Consider the following 20,219-nt stretch of genomic DNA (forward strand, 5'->3'; position numbering starts at 1 on the left):
CATGCCTACCGCTACTAAGACCTACAAGGGGCTGCTCGGCACCAAGCTTGGTATGACCCAGCAGTGGGACTCCGAGAACCGGATGATCCCCGTCACCGTCATCCAGGTGAGCCCGAACGTAGTAACCCAGATTCTCAACACCGAGAAGAACGGCTACGAGGCCATCCAGATCGCCGCTGGCGCGATCGACCCGCGCAAGGTGAACAAGCCTGCCGCCGGTCACTTCGCCGCCGCAGGTGTGACCCCGCGTCGCCACCTCACCGAGATCCGTACCGCTGACGCAGCGGACTACGAGCTCGGCCAGGAACTCACCGTCGAAATCTTCGAAGCCGGCCAGAAGGTCGACGTCGTTGGTACCTCGAAGGGTAAGGGTTTCGCTGGAACCATGAAGCGCCACAACTTCAAGGGTGTTGGCGCATCGCACGGTGCCCACAAGAACCACCGCAAGCCCGGTTCGATCGGTGCTTCGGCAACCCCCAGCCGTGTCTTCAAGGGCACGCGCATGTCCGGCCGCATGGGAAGCGACCGCGTCACCGTCCAGAACCTTCTGGTTCACGGCGTCGACGTCGAGCGCAACCTGCTCCTGGTCAAGGGTGCCGTCCCCGGTGCCAAGGGCCGCCTCGTATTCGTCCGTAACGCAGTGAAGGGGGCCTAGCCACATGGCTGCCAACACCATTGACGTCCTCGACGCAACCGGCAAGAAGTCGGGCACCGTTGAGCTTCCCGAGTCGATCTTCGGCCTCGAAGCAAACGTAGCCCTCATCCACCAGGTTGTTGTCGCGCAGCAGGCCGCTGCTCGCCAGGGCACCCACAAGACCAAGAACCGCGGCGAGCGCTCGGGCGCCGGCCGCAAGCCGTTCAAGCAGAAGGGCACGGGTAACGCCCGTCAGGGTTCGATCCGTATGCCGCAGCACCGCGGCGGTGGTATCGTCCACGGCCCGACCCCGCGCAGCTACGCACAGCGCACCCCCAAGAAGATGATTGCCGCAGCTCTGCTGCAGTCGCTCTCGGACCGCGCTCGCAACGGCCAGATCCACGTCTTCACCGAGCTCGTCTCGGGCGACGTCCCCTCGACCCGCGCCGCAATCAACGCATTCCGCACCGCAGCACAGGGCACCAAGGTCCTCGTGGTTGTTGACCAGGATGACCAGATCACCCGCAAGTCGGTCCGCAACATCGAGTACGCCCACGTGCTCTCGGCAAGCCAGCTCAACGCGTACGACGTGTTGAACGCTGACGACGTCGTGTTCCTCAAGGATGCGTTCGACGGCTTCGTTGAATCCAAGACCAACAAGGAGCAGCAGGCATGAGCGACATCAACAAGGACCCGCGCGATGTCATCATCCGCCCGGTGATTTCCGAGAAGAGCTACGCCCTCATTGACCAGGGTCAGTACACCTTCGAGGTAGCCCCGGAAGCAAACAAGGTTGAGGTCAAGTTCGCTATCGAGCAGATCTTCAGCGTTGACGTTGACCGCGTAAACATCATGAACCGACAGGGCAAGACGCGTCGTACCCGCTTCGGTACTGGCAAGCGCAAGAACACCAAGCGCGCCATCGTCACCCTGAAGTCCGGCACTATCGACATCTTCTCGAACGTCGGCTAACCGGAGGACTGAGATAAATAATGGCGATTCGCAAATTTAAGCCCACGACCCCCGGTCGCCGTGCTGGTTCGGTTTCGGAGTTCACCGAGATCACCCGCACCACCCCGGAGAAGTCGCTGCTCAAGCCGCTTCCGAAGACCGGTGGCCGCAACAATCAGGGACGCATCACCACCCGCCACATCGGTGGTGGCCACAAGCGTCAGTACCGTGTAATCGACTTCCGCCGTAACGACAAGGACGGCGTGAACGCGAAGGTTGCACACATCGAGTACGACCCCAACCGCACCGCACGCATCGCACTGCTCCACTTCGTGGACGGCACCAAGCGTTACATCCTGGCGCCGAACAAGATCAAGCAGGGCGACATCATCGAGTCGGGTCCCGAGGCTGACATCAAGCCCGGTAACAACCTGCCGCTGCGCAACATCCCGACCGGTACCGTCGTGCACGCTGTCGAGCTCCGCCCCGGCGGTGGCGCAAAGATGGCACGTTCGGCTGGCGCCTCGGTTCGTCTCGTTGCTAAGGACGGCCCCTACGCGCAGCTCCGTCTGCCCTCGGGTGAAGTTCGCAACGTCGACGCACGCTGCCGCGCCACCATTGGTGAGGTCGGCAACGCCGAGCAGGCGAACATCGACCTCGGTAAGGCCGGCCGTAAGCGCTGGCTGGGCGTTCGCCCGACCGTCCGTGGTGTTGTCATGAACCCGATCGACCACCCGCACGGTGGTGGTGAAGGTCGCACTTCCGGTGGTCGTCACCCTGTCAGCCCTTGGGGCCAGAAGGAAGGCCGCACTCGCAAGCCGAACCTCGAGTCTGACAAGTACATCGTCCGCCGCCGCCCGACTGGCAAGAAGCGCAAGTAGTAGGAGTTCAAGAAGATGCCTCGCAGTCTTAAGAAGGGCCCCTTCGTTGACGAGCACCTGCTACAGAAGGTGCTCAAGCAGAACGAAGCCGGTTCGAACAACGTCATCAAGACCTGGTCACGCCGCTCGATGATCGTGCCCGACATGCTCGGTCACACCATCGCGGTCCACGACGGTCGCAAGCACATCCCGGTATTCGTTACCGAGTCGATGATTGGCCACAAGCTCGGCGAATTTGCGCCGACCCGCACCTTCCGCGGTCACGAGAAGGACGACAAGAAGGGTCGCCGCCGCTAACGCGGTGGCACGAAGGAGGAAATTATGGTGGAGTCGATCGCCCGCGCGCGACACATCCGCGTTACCCCTCAGAAGGCTCGCCGCGTCGTCGACCTGATTCGCGGTAAGCAGGCGCTTGAAGCGCTAGCCATTCTGAAGTTCGCACCCCAGGGTGCCTCGGAGCCTGTTTACAAGGCTGTTGCCTCGGCAATCGCAAACGCGCGTGTCAAGGCTGACAACAGCAACGAGTACCTCGACGAGCGCGACCTGTACGTCAGCACCGTGTTCGTTGACGAAGGAGCGACGCTGAAGCGTTTCCGTCCACGCGCCCAGGGCCGTGCAGGACGCATCAACAAGCGCACCAGCCACATCACCGTAGTCGTGTCGACCCCCGCGGTTGACACCGTTGAGCAGGAGGCGTAATGGGCCAGAAAATCAATCCGTACGGCTTCCGCCTCGGCATCACGACCGACCACCGGTCGCGCTGGTACGCAGACTCGACCAAGCCGGGTCAGCGCTACGCGGACTACGTGAAGGAAGACGTCCAGATCCGCAACTACCTGACCGAGTCGCTTGACCGCGCAGGTATCGCGTACATCGAAATCGAGCGCACTCGCGACCGCGTCCGCGTTGACATTCACACCGCCCGTCCGGGCATCGTGATCGGTCGCCGCGGTGCTGAAGCAGAACGCATCCGCGCCGAGCTCGAGAAGCTCACCGGCAAGCAGATCCAGCTGAACATCCTCGAGGTGAAGAACCCCGACCAGGAAGCACAGCTCGTCGCTCAGGGCATCGCTGAGCAGCTCGCCGCACGTGTGGCATTCCGCCGCGCGATGCGTAAGGGCCTCCAGGGTGCACAGCGCGCCGGCGCCAAGGGTATTCGTATCCAGGTGTCGGGCCGTCTCGGCGGTGCTGAAATGAGCCGTTCGGAGTTCTACCGCGAGGGCCGTGTGCCCCTGCACACCCTCCGCGCCAACATCGACTACGGCTTCTACGAGGCCAAGACCACGTACGGTCGTATCGGTGTCAAGGTGTGGATCTACAAGGGTGACCTGACCAACAAGGAGCTTGCTCGCGAGCAGGCCAATCAGAAGTCGTCGCGCGATCACCGCGGCGATCGTCCGCGCCGCAACCGTCGTAACGAGCAGGTTGCCGCGGGAGCGGAGGGCTAAGAATGCTGATTCCACGTCGAGTAAAGCACCGCAAGCAGCACCACCCGGGTCGCTCGGGTCAGGCTACCGGTGGCACCAAGGTTACGTTCGGTGAGTTCGGTATCCAGGCACTGACCCCGGCTTACCTGACCAACCGTCAGATCGAAGCCGCACGTATCGCGATGACCCGTCACATCAAGCGTGGCGGAAAGGTCTGGATCAACGTGTTCCCGGACCGTCCGATCACCAAGAAGCCTGCCGAAGTCCGAATGGGTTCCGGTAAGGGTTCGCCCGAGTGGTGGGTTGCCAACATCAAGCCGGGCCGCGTCCTCTTCGAGGTCGGTGGCGTTGACGAAGAACTGGCTCGTGAGGCACTTACCCGTGCAATTCACAAGCTGCCGCTCAAGGCACGCATCATTACCCGTGAGGAAGGCGAGTAAACATGGCGATTGGATCGAAAGAGCTCGCCATTAACGAGCTCGACACCATGGAGAACGGCCGTCTTGCAGACGAGCTGAAGAAGGCCAAGGAAGAGCTGTTCAACCTGCGCTTCCAGGCCGCAACCGGTCAGGCTGAAGAGCGCGGTCGCATCCGCGCCGTCAAGCGCGACATCGCTCGCATCTACACGGTGCTCCGTGAGCGCGAGCTCGGCATCCGTGCGACTCCGACGCCCGCTGAAAAGCCGGCGAAGAAGACCCGTGCGAAGAAGTCTGAGGCCGCCGCTACTACTGAGGAGACCAACTAATGGCTGAGACCAACACCAACTCGGCTGCAGCCGAGGTCAGCGGCGAGACGCTCCAGCGCAACTACCGCAAGACCCGCCGTGGCTACGTCACCAGCGACAAGATGGAAAAGACCATCACCGTCCTGGTTGAGGACCGCGTGAAGCACCCCCTTTATGGCAAGGTGATCCGCCGCTCCACCAAGATCAAGGTGCACGACGAGAACAACATCGCCGGCATCGGCGACCTCGTTCGCATCGCCGAGACCCGTCCCCTGAGCGCCACCAAGCGCTGGCGCCTGGTCGAGATCCTCGAAAAGGCGAAGTAGGCCTCGGCCTGCTCGCTGAATACAGCCAAGGAGACTGACACATGCTTCAGCAAGAATCCCGACTCCGGGTCGCCGATAACTCCGGCGCCAAGGAGCTCCTCACTATCCGTGTGCTCGGAGGATCAGGCCGTCGTTACGCCGGCCTCGGTGACACCATCGTCGCAACCGTCAAGGATGCAATCCCCGGCGGCAACGTGAAGAAGGGCGACGTCGTCAAGGCGGTCGTCGTTCGCACGAAGAAGCCGACGCGTCGCGTTGACGGTTCGTACATCAAGTTCGACGAGAACGCAGCCGTCATCCTCAAGGCAGACGGCGAACCCCGCGGTACCCGCATCTTCGGCCCAGTGGGCCGCGAGCTGCGCGACAAGCGGTTCATGAAGATCATTTCGCTCGCTCCGGAGGTGCTCTAACCATGGCGAAGATTCGCAAGGACGACCTCGTCGAGGTCATCTCCGGTGGCGACAAGGGCAAGCAGGGCAAGGTCCTCGAAGTCCTCGTTGCTCAGCAGCGCGTGATCGTTGAAGGCGTCAACTACGTGACCAAGCACGTACGCGAAGGCCAGACGCAGCGTGGGACGAAGACCGGCGGTCGCGAGACCGTTGAGGCTCCGATCCACGTGTCCAACGTCGCACTCGTCGACCCTGAGACCGGCCGCGGTACCCGCACCGGTGTCAAGGAAGAGGAAGTCGAGAAGGACGGCGTCACCAAGACCGTTCGTACCCGTGTCTTCAAGACCACTCGCCGCGCCGCAAAGCCGGCCGAGAAGAAGACCACCAAGAAGGCAGCCACGAAGAAGGCTGCAGCAAAGGACAGCGAGTAGCGCATGACTGAAAATGCCACGGGAGCTGGCAAAATCCAGCCCCGACTCAAGGTGAAGTACCGCGAGGAACTTAAGGCGAAGCTCCAGGAGGAGCTCGGCGTCAAGAACGTACACCAGGTTCCGACTCTCGAGAAGATCGTGGTCAACATGGGTGTCGGTCGTGCCGCTCAGGATGGCAAGTTGATCGATGGTGCGGTCTCGGACCTCACACTCATCACCGGCCAGAAGCCCAAGGTCACCCGCGCACGCAAGTCGATCGCGCAGTTCAAGCTCCGTGAGGGTCAGCCCATCGGTGCTCACGTCACGCTGCGTGGCGACCGCATGTGGGAGTTCCTCGACCGGCTCCTGTCGCTCGCTCTGCCCCGTATCCGCGACTTCCGCGGTCTCTCGGACAAGCAGTTCGACGGCAAGGGCAACTACACCTTCGGTCTCACCGAACAGGTGATGTTCCACGAAATCGATCCCGACAAGATCGACCGCCCGCGCGGTATGGACATCACGGTTGTCACGACTGCACAGGACGACGAATCCGGTCGCGCGCTTCTGACGGCGCTCGGATTCCCGTACCACGCAGGGCTATCGAAGTAGTAAGATAGCTCTTTGGCCCGCCCACATCCGTGGGCGGGCCTTACACCTAAGGTCGGCGCCCCGTGTACGGGACGTCGAAACCAGGCGAAAGGAAATATCGCGTCATGACTATGACCGACCCCGTCGCAGATATGCTTACGCGTCTGCGCAACGCGAGCAAAGCGCACCACGACTCCGTGTCGCTGCCTAGCTCGAAGCTCAAGAAGAGCATTGCCGACATCCTCAAGCGTGAGGGTTACATCTCGGACTGGAGCGCAGATGCCGCTCGCGTTGGAGAGACTCTGAACATCTCGCTCAAGTTTGGTGGAGACCGCCGCCCCGCACTCTCGGGCATCAAGCGTGTCTCGAAGCCGGGCCTGCGCGTCTACGCGAAGTCGACGGAGCTCCCCACCGTTCTTGGTGGCCTCGGCATCGCGATCCTGTCCACTTCCTCCGGCATCCTCACGGACCGCGAGGCAGACGCGAAGGGCGTAGGTGGGGAAGTCCTCGCCTACGTATGGTGATACAGAATGTCGCGTATTGGTCGACTCCCCATTCAGATTCCTAGCGGCGTCGAGGTAAAGATCGACGGCGCTGAGGTTGCAGTGAAGGGCCCGAAGGGTGAGCTCGCACTCACCGTCGCATCGCCCATCGAGGCTTCGGTTGAAGAGGGCCAGGTGCTCGTCACCCGCCCGAACGACGAGCGCGAATCGCGTGCACTGCACGGCCTGACCCGCACCCTCATCTTCAATAACATCGTCGGCGTCACCGAGGGCTACAAGAAGTCCCTCGAGGTCGTCGGTACCGGTTACCGTGTTCAGGCCAAGGGTTCGTCGCTCGAGTTCGCACTCGGCTTCTCGCACCCGGTCAGCTTCGACGCTCCTGACGGCATCACGTTTGCCGTTGAGGGCCAGAACAAGATCACGGTCAGCGGTATCAGCAAGCAGCAGGTTGGCGAAGTTGCTGCCAACATCCGCAAGATTAAGCCGCCGGAACCCTACAAGGGCAAGGGCATCCGTTACGAAGGCGAACAGGTACGCCGCAAGGCCGGAAAGGCTGGTAAGTAAGCATGTCTCACACGAGCAAGCAAGCAGCCCGTGGCCGTCGCCACGCACGGTTGCGCAAGAAGATCACCGGAAACGCGCAGCGCCCGCGTCTGGTTGTTACCCGTTCGGCGCGTCACGTATTCGTTCAGCTCATCGACGACGCACAGGGCCACACCGTGGCATCGGCTTCCACCATGGAAGCGGACCTGCGCCAGTTCGAGGGCGACAAGACCGCCAAGGCACGCCGCGTAGGCGAGCTGCTCGGCGAGCGCGCCAAGCAGGCCGGCGTTGAAGCAGCAGTCTTCGACCGCGGCGGAAACAAGTACGCCGGTCGCGTTGCGGCCATCGCTGATGGAGCACGAGAGGCAGGGCTGAGCCTGTGAGCGAGAACATCGAAAACAACGTCCCCGACAACATCGCCGACAAGCCGGTCGAGACCGCAGCGTCGAGCGAGTCGAACACCCGCGAGGGTGACGACCGTCGCCAGCGCCGCGGTGGTAACCGTGACCGCCAGCAGGGTGGCCGTGGTGGCCGCGGTGGCCGCGACAACGCAGCAGAGAAGAACGAGTTCCTCGAGCGCGTCGTCACGATCAACCGTGTCTCCAAGGTCGTCAAGGGTGGTCGTCGCTTCAGCTTCACCGCACTCGTCGTCGTCGGCGATGGCAAGGGCCTCGTCGGTGTTGGTTACGGCAAGGCGCGCGAGGTTCCACTCGCGATTGCTAAGGGTGTCGAGGAAGCAAAGAAGAACTTCTTCCGCGTTCCCCGCGTCCTGAACACCATCCCGCACCCCGTCCAGGGTGAGTCGGCAGCAGGCGTCGTTCTGCTTCGCCCGGCTGCACAGGGTACCGGTGTTATCGCCGGTGGTCCGGTCCGCGCCGTACTCGAGTGCGCCGGTATCCACGACGTGCTGAGCAAGTCGCTCGGTTCCTCGAACACCATCAACATCGTTCACGCGACTGTGACTGCACTCAAGATGCTCGAAGAGCCCGCTGCAGTTGCCGCTCGTCGTGGTCTCGACGTCGAGCACGTCGTTCCGGAGCGCATCCTGCGCGACCAGGCGCGTGCCCGCGAAGAGGCTGCCAAGGCTGCAAAGGTTGGTAACTAATGGCTACTTCGCTCAAGGTAACGCAGATTAAGTCGGTTATCAGCGAGAAGCAGAACCAGCGCAACACGCTCCGTTCGCTCGGTCTCAAGCGCATCGGCCAGTCGGTCGTTCGCGAGGACTCGCAGCAGGTCCGGGGTTACATCCGCGCGGTTGCTCACCTCGTCAAGGTTGAGGAGATCAACGAATAATGACTAACAACGAGAACGCCACCGAGCAGGAAGAGCGTGCGCTGAAGCTGCACGACCTCCGCCCCGCTCCCGGCGCAAAGAAGTCGCGTACCCGCAAGGGCCGCGGTGAAGCATCCAAGGGTAAGACCGCTGGTCGCGGTACCAAGGGCTCGAAGGCACGTACCACTGTGCCGATCGGGTTCGAGGGTGGCCAGATGCCGCAGCACATGCGTACCCCGAAGCTGCGCGGGTTTAAGAACCCGTTCCGCAAGGAGTACCAGGTCGTGAACCTGTACACGCTCGCTGAGCTTTACCCGGAGGGCGGCGACGTCACGGTTGAAGACTTGGTGAACAAGGGCGCCGTTCGCAAGAACGAACTCGTCAAGGTGCTCGGCACCGGCGAGATTGCGGTTAAGCTGAACATTGCGGTTGACAAGGTCTCGAGCTCGGCAGAGCAGAAGATTGTCGCTGCAGGCGGCTCCGTAAAGTAAATTCCCAAATGCGGGGTCGGCTGCGTCCGGCCCCGCATTTGTTACGTCACCAACACGAAAGCAGGCTGCAAGCGTGTTCAGCGCCATCTCCCGGGTGTTCAAGACCCCCGACCTCCGTCGGAAGATTTTGTTCACCCTCGCCATGATTGCCGTGTACCGCCTTGGTACCGCAATTCCAGCCCCCTTCGTGAACTACACGAATGTCCAGCAGTGTGTGGCCGGCGGCAACGCCGACGGCACCGCAAGCCTCTTCAACATGCTCAACATGTTCTCGGGCGGTGCGCTCACGCAGCTGTCAATTTTTGCGCTCGGCATCATGCCGTACATCACCGCGTCGATCATCATCCAGCTTCTGCGCGTCGTGATCCCACACTTCGAGTCCCTCCACAAGGAGGGCCAATCTGGCCAGGCGACGCTGACGCAGTACACGCGTTACCTCACCATCGGCCTCGCCGTTCTGCAGTCGACGACGCTGCTGACCGTGGCCCGCACCGGTGCCCTCTACGGCGCAACCGGTAGCCCCGCCTGCCAGAACGTCCTCAACTTCGTCACCGAGTCGAGTGGTGCCGACATCACCACCAACGTCGTGCGGATGCTCACCATGGTCGCCGCGCTGACCGCGGGAACCGCCGTCATCATGTGGTTCGGTGAGCTCATCACCGAGCGCGGCATTGGTAACGGAATGTCGCTGCTCATCTTCGTGTCGATCGCGGCGAGCTTTCCCGCTGGCATGTGGTCACTCGTCTCGGGCGCGGGTGGCGTCTTCACCTTCGTGATCATCCTGATCATCGCCTTTGCCGTGCTGGTAGCCGTGATCTTCGTCGAGCAGTCGCAGCGGCGCATCCCCGTGCAATACGCGCGGCGCATGATTGGCAAGCGCACCTACGGTGGCCAGTCGACGTACATCCCGATCAAGGTGAACCAGGCCGGCGTCATCCCCGTGATCTTCGCATCCTCGCTGCTGATGATCCCGTCGCTGATCGCCCAGTTCAACCAGCCAGCGCCGGGGGAGGCTCCCGCCGAGTGGGTCGTCTGGATTCAGAACAACTTCATGACCGGCGACAGCCCGCTCTACATGCTGGTCTACTTCCTGCTCACGATCGGGTTTGCGTACTTCTACGTGTACATCGCGTTCAACCCCGACGAGGTGGCCGAAAACATGCGCAAGCAGGGGGGCTTCATCCCCGGCATCCGCGCAGGCCAGCCCACCGCGGACTACCTCAGCTATGTGCTGAACCGAATCACGTTCCCGGGTTCGATCTACCTCGGCATCATTGCTCTGCTGCCGCTGATCGCGCTCGCGACGGTTGGCGCCAACCAGAACTTCCCGTTCGGTGGCGCGTCTATCCTCATCCTCGTTGGCGTCGGTCTCGAGACCGTCAAGCAGATCGACGCTCAGCTCCAGCAACGCAACTATGAAGGACTGCTTCGATGACGAACACTGCCCCCATCCGTCTGCTGATCGTCGGTGCCCCGGGCGCCGGTAAGGGTACGCAGGCCACCGGCCTCGCGGAGGCCTATGGCGTTCCGGCCATCTCGACCGGCGACATCTTCCGCGCCAACATCAAGAACGGCACCGAGCTCGGCAAGCGCGTGCAGGAAATCACTGCGCAGGGCCAGCTCGTTCCTGACTCGCTCACGAACGACCTCATCTCGGACCGCCTGTCGCAGGCCGACGTTGAGCCGGGCTTCCTGCTTGACGGCTACCCCCGGACCGTGGGCCAGGTTGAGTTCCTGACGTCGCTTCTTGGTGATGACGCTGCCATCGACGCTGTCGTGCAGCTCGTGACCGACACGGATGCCGTGGTCGAGCGACTGCTGAAGCGCGCGCAGGAGCAGGGTCGCGTCGACGACACCGAAGAGATCATCCGCCACCGCCAGGAGGTGTACCAGGCGGAGACCGCTCCGGTGATTGACGTGTACGCCGCGCGCGGCGTCGTTGTCGAGGTGGATGGAATGGGTTCCGTTGACGAGGTTGCCTCGCGCATCCTCGAGGCACTTGCCGTGAAGGGGCTTGAGCCGCGTCGTTAGTTTCTTCGTGTCGGTTATTGGACATTTGGCTGACGCCCTCCCGCTTGATTGCGTGAGGGCGTTTTGCTTGGTTGCGGGATGCCGTCTTGCTGAGTCGGCGTAGAACTTGCGCGCCGTGTGCGACTTGCTGAGTCGCGCCCGAGATTGGTCGAGATGCGGGATTATGGCGACGCATAAGCCCGGTACGTGACCAATCCTCGAGCGGCTGGCCCGATGCATGACCAGTCCTCGAGCGGTCGGCCCGGTGTGTGACCAGTCCTCGAGCGGCTTGCCCGGTGTGTGACCAGTCCTCGAGCGGCTTGCCCGGTGCCTTTCACGATTCTCGTCTTGCGTGCCGACCCTGGGTGAAGTTTCGCTGCGCCTTTACGTTTGTTCGCCGAGCCAGGGTCGGGCGGGTTCGGGTTACCGTGCTCGTCGAACGTCCTGCAAGAGCGTCAATTCTCAGGTCATTGATGTGGAGTCACGAAGCGGCGCACAAATAGGCCCTCAGGACTGAGCATTCACTTCCTGAGGGCCTATGCGTGTTCAATTTTGCGCGGACTCACGCGACTTAGCGACAACCACGTCGCAAGCTCGTCACTGGATGCTCGTGGCGCGGCCGGAACTACATCCAGCGACAGGTTTGCGGTGGGGTGCTCGCAAGTCCGTCACGGGATGCTCGTGGCGCGGCCGGAACTACATCCAGCGACAGGTTTGCGGTGGGGTGCTCGCAAGTCCGTCACGGGATGCTCGTGGCGCGGCCGGAACCGCATCGAGCGACGGGTTTGCGGTTGGGGTGTTCGCAAGCTCGTCACTGGATGCGCTCTGTGACGCGGGGTTTACGGTGAGTGACGGGTTTGCGGGAGGGGCAATGCCGAGCCCTACGCGAAGGCGTTCTCGCCGGTGAGGTGCTGGCCGAGGATGAGGGTGTGGACCTCGTCCGTGCCCTCGTACGTGCGCACCGACTCGAGGTTGTTCGCGTGGCGCATGATCGACTGGTCGAGCAGGATGCCGTTGCCGCCGAGGATCGTGCGTGCCTCGCGGCAGATGTCGATCGCGATGCGGCAGTTATTGAGCTTGCCGACCGAGATCATTTCGCGCGACAGCTTGCCCGCATCCTTCAACCGGCCAATGCGCAGCGCGAGCAGCTGGCCCTTGTTCAGCTCGAGGGCCATGTTCACGAGCTTCTGCTGCGTGAGCTGGAACGCTGCCAGCGGCTTGTTGAACTGCTTGCGCTCGCCGGCGTAGGCGGCGGCGACGTCGAACGCATCCCGAGCGGCGCCGAGCGCGCCGAAGGTGATGCCGAAGCGGGCCTCGTTGAGGCACTCGAACGGAGCGCGCAGCGAGGTCGCGCCGGGGAGGCGGTCGGCCTCGGTGAGGCGGATGTTCTCGAAGGTCAGCTCGGTCTGGATCGACGCGCGCATCGACATCTTCGGCTCGAGCGCCTCGGCCTTGAAGCCCTCGGCGTCGGTCGGGACGATGAAGCCGCGCACGCCCTCGTCGGTGCGTGCCCAAACGATGGCGATGTCGGCGATCGTGCCGAGGCCGATCCAGCGCTTCGAACCGTTGAGGATCCAGTCGTCGCCATCGCGCACCGCGACGGTCTCCATTCCGGCGGGGTCGCTACCCGCGTTCGGTTCGGTGAGGCCGAAGCAGCCAATCGTGCGGCCCGCGGCCATCTCGGGGAGGAACTTCTGCTTCTGTTCTTCCGAACCGTGCTTCGCGATCGCGCTCATCGCGAGCGAGCCCTGTACCGATACGAACGTGCGTAGGCCCGAGTCGCCGGCCTCGAGCTCCTGCATCGCGATGCCGTACTCGACCGAGCTGCGCCCCGCGCATCCGTAGCCCTTGATGTGCATCCCGAGCAGGCCGAGCTCGGCCATCTCGGGGATGATCTCGGTCGGGAAGACCGCGCGCTCGTACCAGTCGGCGATGTTCGGGCGGATGCGGCGGTCAACGAACTCGCGGACGCGGTCGCGGACTTCGAGTTCCTCGGCGGTGAACTCGGACTCAAGGTTCAACAGGTCATACAGATCCGACATTGCGGGGCCTTTCGGTGCGGGATGTGGTGAGGTTGTGCGTGGGTCTTGGGCGGTGGGGTGTCACACGCGGTCGCGGATGGCGTCGCCGTCGGCATCGAGGGCGGGCGGGCCAGCCGTGGGCATGTCGAACGCGGGCGTGTAGCGAACGGGATGACGGATGCCCTTCGAAGCGACGCCGTCGCGCTCAAGTTCGAGGACCGGGTCGATACCGAGTTCCTGCGCGAGCTCGATGCCTTCGCCGATCGTGTTGACCTTGCCGACCGCGAGGTTCGCCGCGACGCAGCGCTCCTGCCAGTTCTCGGCGGTGTCGGATGCGAGGGCCTCGGACAGAATTTCGCGCAGTTCGGGACGATGGGCGACTCGGTCGGGGTTCGTGGCGAAGCGCTCGTCGTCGGCAAGTTCTGGCCGACCAAGCAGCGTCACGAAGTCGCGGAACTGCTTGTTGTTGCCGATCGCGACGGCGATCTCGCCGTCGCTCGCGGGCAGCGACTCGTACGGCATGATCGATGGATGCACGTTCCCGAGCCTCGTGGGCTCGACGCCAGCGCCGACGGTCGCCTGAATCTGATTCGCCAAGGCAGCCTGGATGCTCGAGAGCAGGTTGACCTCGACCCGCATCCCCTCACCCGTGCGGTCGCGATGCTGGAGGGCCGCGAGGATGCCGATCGTCGAATCCTTCGACGCGAGAACGTCGACGAGGGCGACACCGACCTTCATGGCCTCGCCGTCGCGTTCGCCGGTGACGTGCATGAGGCCGCTCAGCGCCTGGGCCACGAAATCGTAGCCGGGGCGGGATGCGCCGCCCGCCGAGCCGAAGCCGGTGATGCTTGCGACGATGAGGCTCGGTTGCTCCTTGCGGATCGCTTCGAGGTCGATGCCAGCGCGTTCGAGGGCGCCGGGGAGGTAGTTCTCGACCACGACATCCGACTCCGCGATCAGATCGAGGATGAGTTGGAGGCCGGCCGGTTCGCGGAAGTCGATCGCGATGGAGCGCTTGTTGCGGTTCGCGGTCTGGAAATAGGTGGCGGTGCCGTCTTCGGCAAACGGGGGGCCCCACTGTCGGGTGTCATCGCCGGCGCCGGGGCGTTCGACCTTGATGACGTCGGCGCCGAGGTCGGCGAGGTTCATTGAGGTCAGCGGACCAGCCAGCACGCGGGAGAGGTCGAGCACTCGAATATTGCTGAGCGGCCCGGGCCGAGACTGGGTTTCCGACAAGCTGGTCTCCTCACTGAAACTGTGCGCAACGCATGGCACATTTGGCACGATCTTACCGCAAAGATAAATCGATTCTGCAACGGTGGAGCGAATCCGGACATGTTGGTTCGCAACTGGTGATTGCCGGCTCCATCCGGCGCGGTCTCCACGCGGCGCGGCGCCCGCCCCACCCGACGCAAAGTACCCCCGAGGTTGCGGGATACCACTCATAGGAGAAGGGTAACCCGCAACTTCGGGGGTACTCGGATCGTGGTTTGGGGGTACACCGCGTTCTCGGGGGTACCCTCGGCAACATCGGCGCGGTCCTCGGCCGGATCGGCGCGGTACTCACGGCCACATCTGCTCGGTATTCGCCCGTACCGGTGCGTTACTCGGGTTCAGGCCGAGCAGCCTCGCGCCGAGCGGTGGTGATGGCTAGTCGCGCGGGCCCTGGTTGTCCGGGTAGAGGTGCGGATTGCCGCCATCGAGGCGAACGGCCATATCGACGATCTCTTCGGTTGGGGCGATGGGGTATCGACTCGTGTCGATCGCGCCAGTGGCGATACCAGCCTCCGTGCCGCCCTTCGTCTCGGGCTTCGCCGTGAATAGGTAGATGCAGCCGACGCCGACGACTACGACACCCATGATCGCGACGAGCCACGCGTCGTACCACGGCGCATCCGCGACGGGCCAGGCCACAATGATCATCGCAAAGATCTGGTAGACGAACGCCGCGATTGTGATGGGCCAACCCCACTTACCCATCGTGAACTCACCCGATGGCTTCCAGCCGAGGAAGCGTGCGCGCAGCGACGCGAGCACCACGGAAGAGAAGGCGAGGTAGATGCCAAAGGACGCGAACGAGATGATCGCGATGAGCGCATCCTCGCTGAGCAGCGAGATGACGACGACGATCGCGGGGAGCACGCCGGCGACGATCAGTGCGTACGGGGGCACTGCGCGCTTCTTGTTGAAGCGCTTGAGGTACTTCGCGCCGGGCAGCTGGTTGTCGCGGCCCATCGAGAACATCAGGCGCGAGGCCGCAGCCTGCAGTGAGATGGTGCACGAGAGGAAAGAGACGAGCACGACCGCCATCACAATCCTGAAGCCGATGGGGCCGAAGGCTTCGAGGAAGATCGCGTTGATCGGGTCCGGAATCGTACCGTTGATGATGTCTTCGAAGCTGCCGACCGCGAGGATTAGGCCGAGGGCGATGAACATCGAAGCAACACCGCCGACGTAGATCGTCATGCGCATGGCCTTCGGGATCACGCGGCCTGGGTTCTGAACCTCTTCGGCGACGTCACCGTTCGCCTCGAAGCCGTAGTAGAGGTAAATACCCATAATGGCCGCGCCGAGGAAGGCCAGGAGGAACGGGGTGTTTTCCTGCATCTCGAGGGGGCGGAAGTCCTGGAACAGCACCGACAGGTCGTGCTTTCGCACTGAGATGAGCAACCAAATACCGATGACGGCGCTGGCTATGATCTCGAGGACGAAGCCGACGAATGCGACCTTCGCGAGGAACTTGGTGCCCCCGAGGTTCGCGAACGTCGCTAGCAAGATGATTAGCAGCGCGAGGAGCACGTTCGCGGATGCATTCATCTCGATCCCGAGGAGGGCACCCAAGAAGGGTCCGGCGCCGTACGCGACGGATGCGATGGTCGCGTTGATTGCGATCATGTAGATCCAGCCGCTGATCCAGCCCCACTTCGCGCCCCAAAGGCGTCGGTTCCACGGGTAGATGCCGCCAGCGACGGGGTACTGCGAGACGACCTCACCGAAGACGGTTGCGACGAGTAGCTGACCGAGGCCAGCGATCACGAGCATCCAAAACGCGGGTGGGCCCGCGAGTGCGATGGATGCCGAGAAGGTCGCGTAGACGCCGACTACGGGGGATAGGTAGGTGAACCCTAGAGCGAGGTTGCCCCAGAATCCCATGTCTCGTTTGAACTCCGTGGTGGAGTGTTCGTTGTTCGTTGAGGCCGCTTCAGCAGCTTTGCGTTGGCTGTCCATACGCTTCATTCCTTTGAGCAATGGCTGTCGGGATCGCTGTGCGAGCAATACGAGCTCGGATCACAGCGGGCCGAAGGTTCAAACCTTCAGGTCTTTATGTTTTATTTCAATGATTGACTTGTCAACGCCGTTGCGACAAATGCAATCTGTGGTGGAAATAATCGGTATGCGGGGCCGGTTGCCGCGTCATTAGCCGATTAGATGGATGCGCTTCCGCTCGGCTCGTCGTAGAGTCGCGCGATTTCGCTCGCGGGTAATACTAGCAAAAGTGAATGTTTTACCCAAGTAGAACTTGGGATTGAATGCGTATTATCCGGAAATCAATCATGGACATAGTTCACATTCGATGGGGTGTCGGCGGCTGTGCGCCACCAGCGATCGAGCCCAACTAGACCCGATAAATCAGGCTCAGGTCGAGGCCGGGCGAATCGATTCGGGTCCGTGCATACCCCTGCGGGATCTGCGCCACAAGGATGCCCGTCGAGAGCGCCCCGGTATTGCCGACAATGACCGAGTTATGGCGATTCAACAGCGCCGTGCCTGGCCCGAGTGGGGACAGCATCCGCAGCAGCTTTGTCTCAACCTCGCGCATGACCATGTCCTTGCCCGCGACGCCGATCTTCTTACCGTTGGCATATGCGGGAACGGTCATAGTGACGATGTAATCGTCAACGCCGAGGTGGTCGATATACGGGCCGGCGATGGCGCGCCGCTCTTCGTGGTACCCGCCTTGCCACCACTCGAGAATCTCGTAGTCGTAGAACTGCCCCGAGGTGGGGTCGAGGTTGAACTTCTGCCGTACGAACTCGCGTCCTGCCCGGATCCACCATTCGAGCCGCGCCTTGCCCGGCTTCTGCAACTCAATTGGGAAAATCAAACCGGCGCCGTCGAGGTCGGTGTGTTCCGCGAGATCCTCGATCACTCGCTTGCGGAGCTTCGCCGAGGTCGTCGCGGTCACTTCATATGGTGGGTCGTCGCGGAAATCGGTCTCCACCAGCTTCGTAAGATCGGCGCCAAGCGTCTCGAGATCGCTGAAGAGTTCGTTAAACCAGCTGGCAATTTCTAGGGCTACTGCGGCTACGTTGCTGCTCGTCACTAGTGGTCTTCCTGTCAAAACTAATTGCTGACGGCGTGCTCGATCGTGAGCTTCACGTCGATGAGTCGGTACACGATTCGGCGGATGTGTTCCTCGATGACCTGCTCGGCACGCGACGCATCGTGCGCGGCAACCGCCGCTGCGACCTCGCGGAGATCCTGCAACGTTTCGGGGACCGACGTTGCCGCGCCAGCGGGTGACCACTTCAGCGCACTGATCTCGGCCTGCAGCCGCATCTCGCTTGCGAGCAGTCGGGGCGACTGCGCGATAACCGCGAGCTGCACGTGAAAACGACCGTCCGCGCTCGCCGCCAGTTCGGGGGTGGATGCAGACTCGAGTCGGTCTGCGGCCTTCAATAGATCTCGGATCGCCTGCTCGTGTGCCCGCTGGCAAGCGAGCCGCGCGATACCCGTCGCGATCGCCATGTGCTCATCGCCCTAGTCACGAATCTGCACGATCGTCAGGTTCGCGAGGTACTCCCGCACTTGCTCATCGCTTGGGAATGGGACCCGCACAACGAACGTGCCGCCGCCTCGGCCCCGGCGCGTCTCGACGATGCCGTTTTCGCGTAGCACCGCGAGACTTTTGCGCAGGGTCGCCACCGCGACGCCGAACTCAGCGGCGAGCTCGATCTCGGTGGGCAGACGCTCCCCGACTGCGATCGAACCGAGCGCGATGCCCGAGACGATCTGGTCGGCGAGCGGATCTCCGAATGCGAACGGCGCTGCGTTGCCCCGGAACGTGGGAACAAATGCAAAGCGTGCGCTCACTTCAGGCCCCTCAGTCGTCTCGCCGCGTCGCGAAAATGCAACGTTTGGATCGATCCTAGTGGGGTGCGATACGACCCAGGGTTGCGGCGACGCCGTATTACTGAGTGCCACCGGCGGGGGTCAAGCTGGCAGCTTCCTCGACGATCGCGGGCAGCCACTCGAGGGCGACGTCGCTCGGCAGGTCCCATGAGGATGCGTCATGTCGGCCGTACTCGCCGATTCGAGTTGCACCGAGCTCGGTGAGGCGGCGGTCGATGTGCTCGCTGCCCTGGCTGTAGGTCTCCTCGTAGAAGGTGTCACCGAGGCCGAACATCGCATAGTTGACGCCGCTGAGGTCGGCCTCGAACGACTCGAATTTCTCGTAGAACGGGAGCGCGGTGTTGGGTAGCTCGCCCTCACCGTGGGTCGAGCAGATGATGATGTAGAACTGCTCGGCCGAGAATTGCTCGGGCTCGAAGTCCTGAAGGTCGGCGACCGTCGCCTCGTGCTCCTCCTGGAGTTTCTGGCCGAGGTCCTGCGCGATGAGTTCGGAGTTCCCGGATTCGGTGCCGTAGAGCACGGTGAATTTCATGTCGATTCTTCTTTCGTTTAGGAATGGGCGATGTCGAGCATCGCCTCGTGGTCGAGCAGTTTGGTGCGGATGCGGTCGGTCTCGGCGGCAGCGGTCTCCGCGGCATCGATCTTCTGCCACGCGGCAAAAGAGACCGACTGCGCGCGGAGCGACTCGGGCAACGACTCGAAACCACCGCGGTCGAGGGATGCGGTGAGCTCGCCGGACTCGGCGGCGGCGAGAATCTCCTTGGCCACGACGTTCGAATCGGCGCGGTTCGCGGGGATCGCCCCCACCGGGCCGCGCTTCAGCCAACCGACGCGGTAGAGCCCCTCGTCGACCTTGCCCGACTCTTCGGCGGGGGTGAAGTCGAACTCTTCGGCGTAGTTGAGGTGACCGGGCGCGTTCGCATCGAAACCGATTGCCGAGATCACGGTGTCGGCGGGAATCACGCTGGCCTCGCCGACCGGTGCGGCGCCGAGGTGCACCTGTTCAACCTTGCCTGCTCCGGTGACCTTGCTGGGCTCGGCACCGAAGACGAAGTGCACGTGCGCTCGCGGCTCGTCGACCTCAATCTCGGCGAGGGCGGCGAACGCATCCTCGCGCTTGCGGCCGAGTGCGTTGTCCTCCGTCGCCGGGCTCGAATTCGCGAAGGTGTAGCGAACCCCGGCGATCTTTCCGAGTTCCTTCACCATCGCGACGTCCGCCTTGGCGGTTGCGATCGGCGATCGGCTCAACACGGTGATTGCGGATGCGGGGGCAGCGAGATACTGTTCGAGCGCGCCGGGCGCGACGTCGCTTCCCGCGTAGTCTGCCGCGGTCTTGACGAGGAATCGGACCATGTCGATCGCCACGTTGCCCGCGCCGACGACCACCACGCGCTCGCCGATTTCCGGCAGCGGGATACTCGGGCGCGGCACCGCGTTGAGGGCGTTGATGATGTCGCCGGATGGGATCACACCCTTCAGGCTCGAGCCGGGCACGCTGAGGTGTCGATCGCGCCAGCGGCCGCTCGCGAGAATGACGAGGTCAAAGCGCTCCCGCAGCTGCGCGAGGGAAATATCCGTGCCGATCTCGACGTTGCCCGCGAACCGCACCGAACCGTCCGCGAACATCCGATCAAACTGGCGGGTGATCGCCTTCGTGTGTTGGTGATCGGCCGCGACGCCGTAGCGGATGAGCCCGTAGGGGACCGCGAACCGATCAAAAACGGTGATTTCCGAATCTTTCCACGCGCGCTGGAGCGACTGCGCCACGAAGCATCCGCTCGGTCCGCTGCCGATTATGGCGATGTGTTTTGGTGGAGTATTGCTCATGTATCGATTCCTTCCGGTCGCTTCCCGGGGCGCAACACTGCGCCGTGGAGCCTGATGGCTTTAAAATCTAGATCTCAATCATTCACCAA

28 protein-coding genes and 1 pseudogene are annotated in these 20,219 nt (G+C 62.9%); 21 read left to right on the forward strand and 8 right to left on the reverse strand.

All coding sequences use genetic code 11. From position 1 onward, the window contains the following. The first annotated feature begins 1 nt into the window (after position 1). The 21 genes and pseudogenes from rplC (at position 2) to GMOLON4_RS15015 (ending at position 11,170) form a co-directional block, all read left to right on the forward strand. The gene (gene rplC / locus GMOLON4_RS14915; protein ID WP_026935976.1) at positions 2-655 is read left to right on the forward strand and encodes a 50S ribosomal protein L3; all 654 of its coding nucleotides are present in this window, start codon (positions 2-4) and stop codon (positions 653-655) included. 4 nt (positions 656-659) lie between these two features. Next, positions 660-1,310, forward strand: a complete 651-nt coding sequence (gene rplD, locus GMOLON4_RS14920) for a 50S ribosomal protein L4 (RefSeq protein ID WP_026935975.1) — start codon at positions 660-662, stop codon at positions 1,308-1,310. Further along, on the forward strand, positions 1,307-1,606 hold the full coding sequence (rplW, locus tag GMOLON4_RS14925) for a 50S ribosomal protein L23 (RefSeq protein ID WP_026935974.1): 300 nt from the start codon (positions 1,307-1,309) through the stop codon (positions 1,604-1,606). Before rplD ends, rplW begins: the two co-directional genes overlap by 4 nt. Before the next feature lie 20 nt (positions 1,607-1,626). Beyond that, a complete protein-coding gene (rplB, locus tag GMOLON4_RS14930; RefSeq protein WP_026935973.1) occupies positions 1,627-2,466 on the forward strand; it encodes a 50S ribosomal protein L2 in 840 nt (279 codons plus the stop codon). A 15-nt stretch (positions 2,467-2,481) separates the two neighbouring features. Beyond that, on the forward strand, positions 2,482-2,763 hold the full coding sequence (gene rpsS / locus GMOLON4_RS14935; protein ID WP_026935972.1) for a 30S ribosomal protein S19: 282 nt from the start codon (positions 2,482-2,484) through the stop codon (positions 2,761-2,763). A gap of 24 nt (positions 2,764-2,787) precedes the next feature. Beyond that, positions 2,788-3,165, forward strand: a complete 378-nt coding sequence (rplV, locus tag GMOLON4_RS14940) for a 50S ribosomal protein L22 (protein WP_035731660.1) — start codon at positions 2,788-2,790, stop codon at positions 3,163-3,165. Continuing rightward, complete coding sequence (gene rpsC / locus GMOLON4_RS14945; protein WP_026935970.1) at positions 3,165-3,914, forward strand: 30S ribosomal protein S3; 750 nt, start codon at positions 3,165-3,167, stop codon at positions 3,912-3,914. The genes rplV and rpsC overlap by 1 nt, the downstream gene beginning before the upstream one ends. Before the next feature lie 2 nt (positions 3,915-3,916). Continuing rightward, the gene (gene rplP / locus GMOLON4_RS14950; protein WP_026935969.1) at positions 3,917-4,333 is read left to right on the forward strand and encodes a 50S ribosomal protein L16; all 417 of its coding nucleotides are present in this window, start codon (positions 3,917-3,919) and stop codon (positions 4,331-4,333) included. Between the two features lie 2 nt (positions 4,334-4,335). Continuing rightward, the gene (gene rpmC, locus GMOLON4_RS14955) at positions 4,336-4,638 is read left to right on the forward strand and encodes a 50S ribosomal protein L29 (RefSeq protein WP_026935968.1); all 303 of its coding nucleotides are present in this window, start codon (positions 4,336-4,338) and stop codon (positions 4,636-4,638) included. Further along, complete coding sequence (gene rpsQ / locus GMOLON4_RS14960; protein ID WP_026935967.1) at positions 4,638-4,943, forward strand: 30S ribosomal protein S17; 306 nt, start codon at positions 4,638-4,640, stop codon at positions 4,941-4,943. The genes rpmC and rpsQ overlap by 1 nt, the downstream gene beginning before the upstream one ends. A gap of 41 nt (positions 4,944-4,984) precedes the next feature. Beyond that, positions 4,985-5,353 carry a 50S ribosomal protein L14 gene (rplN, locus tag GMOLON4_RS14965; RefSeq protein WP_026935966.1) on the forward strand — a complete coding sequence of 123 codons (369 nt, stop codon included), beginning with the start codon at positions 4,985-4,987 and terminating at the stop codon, positions 5,351-5,353. A gap of 2 nt (positions 5,354-5,355) precedes the next feature. Next, positions 5,356-5,676, forward strand: a pseudogene (gene rplX, locus GMOLON4_RS14970) (50S ribosomal protein L24); the annotation flags it as partial. Positions 5,677-5,766: 90 nt separating this feature from the next. Beyond that, on the forward strand, positions 5,767-6,351 hold the full coding sequence (gene rplE, locus GMOLON4_RS14975) for a 50S ribosomal protein L5 (RefSeq protein WP_026935964.1): 585 nt from the start codon (positions 5,767-5,769) through the stop codon (positions 6,349-6,351). Positions 6,352-6,455: 104 nt separating this feature from the next. Continuing rightward, positions 6,456-6,854 (forward strand): 30S ribosomal protein S8, encoded by a 399-nt coding sequence (gene rpsH, locus GMOLON4_RS14980; protein ID WP_026935963.1) that lies wholly within the window; start codon positions 6,456-6,458, stop codon positions 6,852-6,854. 6 nt (positions 6,855-6,860) lie between these two features. Continuing rightward, entirely contained in the window at positions 6,861-7,397 is a 537-nt protein-coding gene (gene rplF, locus GMOLON4_RS14985; RefSeq protein WP_026935962.1) for a 50S ribosomal protein L6, read from the forward strand. 2 nt (positions 7,398-7,399) lie between these two features. After that, positions 7,400-7,759: a 50S ribosomal protein L18 gene (rplR, locus tag GMOLON4_RS14990; RefSeq protein WP_026935961.1), complete on the forward strand. Its 360-nt coding sequence runs from the start codon at positions 7,400-7,402 to the stop codon at positions 7,757-7,759. Then, entirely contained in the window at positions 7,756-8,481 is a 726-nt protein-coding gene (rpsE, locus tag GMOLON4_RS14995; protein ID WP_035731657.1) for a 30S ribosomal protein S5, read from the forward strand. The genes rplR and rpsE overlap by 4 nt, the downstream gene beginning before the upstream one ends. Continuing rightward, positions 8,481-8,669, forward strand: coding sequence for a 50S ribosomal protein L30 (gene rpmD, locus GMOLON4_RS15000; RefSeq protein WP_026935959.1), 189 nt, complete (start codon positions 8,481-8,483; stop codon positions 8,667-8,669). The genes rpsE and rpmD overlap by 1 nt, the downstream gene beginning before the upstream one ends. Continuing rightward, the gene (gene rplO, locus GMOLON4_RS15005) at positions 8,669-9,139 is read left to right on the forward strand and encodes a 50S ribosomal protein L15 (RefSeq protein ID WP_035731654.1); all 471 of its coding nucleotides are present in this window, start codon (positions 8,669-8,671) and stop codon (positions 9,137-9,139) included. Before rpmD ends, rplO begins: the two co-directional genes overlap by 1 nt. Before the next feature lie 73 nt (positions 9,140-9,212). Beyond that, a complete protein-coding gene (secY, locus tag GMOLON4_RS15010; protein ID WP_026935957.1) occupies positions 9,213-10,574 on the forward strand; it encodes a preprotein translocase subunit SecY in 1,362 nt (453 codons plus the stop codon). After that, positions 10,571-11,170, forward strand: a complete 600-nt coding sequence (locus GMOLON4_RS15015; RefSeq protein WP_026935956.1) for an adenylate kinase — start codon at positions 10,571-10,573, stop codon at positions 11,168-11,170. The genes secY and GMOLON4_RS15015 overlap by 4 nt, the downstream gene beginning before the upstream one ends. Before the next feature lie 860 nt (positions 11,171-12,030). Here GMOLON4_RS15015 and GMOLON4_RS15020 read toward each other — a convergent pair. From GMOLON4_RS15020 to GMOLON4_RS15055, 8 genes are all read right to left on the reverse strand, one after another. Continuing rightward, positions 12,031-13,191, reverse strand: a complete 1,161-nt coding sequence (locus GMOLON4_RS15020) for an acyl-CoA dehydrogenase family protein (RefSeq protein ID WP_026935955.1) — start codon at positions 13,189-13,191, stop codon at positions 12,031-12,033. A 60-nt stretch (positions 13,192-13,251) separates the two neighbouring features. Next, positions 13,252-14,406: a CaiB/BaiF CoA transferase family protein gene (locus GMOLON4_RS15025; protein ID WP_026935954.1), complete on the reverse strand. Its 1,155-nt coding sequence runs from the start codon at positions 14,404-14,406 to the stop codon at positions 13,252-13,254. 414 nt (positions 14,407-14,820) lie between these two features. Further along, positions 14,821-16,398, reverse strand: a complete 1,578-nt coding sequence (locus GMOLON4_RS15030; RefSeq protein ID WP_051266104.1) for an APC family permease — start codon at positions 16,396-16,398, stop codon at positions 14,821-14,823. Positions 16,399-16,786: 388 nt separating this feature from the next. After that, complete coding sequence (locus GMOLON4_RS15035; RefSeq protein ID WP_026935952.1) at positions 16,787-17,494, reverse strand: cache domain-containing protein; 708 nt, start codon at positions 17,492-17,494, stop codon at positions 16,787-16,789. A 20-nt stretch (positions 17,495-17,514) separates the two neighbouring features. Then, the gene (locus GMOLON4_RS15040; protein ID WP_051266101.1) at positions 17,515-17,919 is read right to left on the reverse strand and encodes an FCD domain-containing protein; all 405 of its coding nucleotides are present in this window, start codon (positions 17,917-17,919) and stop codon (positions 17,515-17,517) included. A gap of 12 nt (positions 17,920-17,931) precedes the next feature. Then, entirely contained in the window at positions 17,932-18,264 is a 333-nt protein-coding gene (locus tag GMOLON4_RS15045) for a GntR family transcriptional regulator (RefSeq protein WP_051266098.1), read from the reverse strand. Between the two features lie 97 nt (positions 18,265-18,361). Then, a complete protein-coding gene (locus GMOLON4_RS15050) occupies positions 18,362-18,835 on the reverse strand; it encodes a flavodoxin domain-containing protein (RefSeq protein WP_026935951.1) in 474 nt (157 codons plus the stop codon). 17 nt (positions 18,836-18,852) lie between these two features. Continuing rightward, positions 18,853-20,130, reverse strand: coding sequence for an FAD-dependent oxidoreductase (locus GMOLON4_RS15055; protein ID WP_026935950.1), 1,278 nt, complete (start codon positions 20,128-20,130; stop codon positions 18,853-18,855). Positions 20,131-20,219 lie beyond the last annotated feature (89 nt).

The organism is Gulosibacter molinativorax, from assembly GCF_003010915.2.
GTDB lineage: Bacteria > Actinomycetota > Actinomycetes > Actinomycetales > Microbacteriaceae > Gulosibacter > Gulosibacter molinativorax.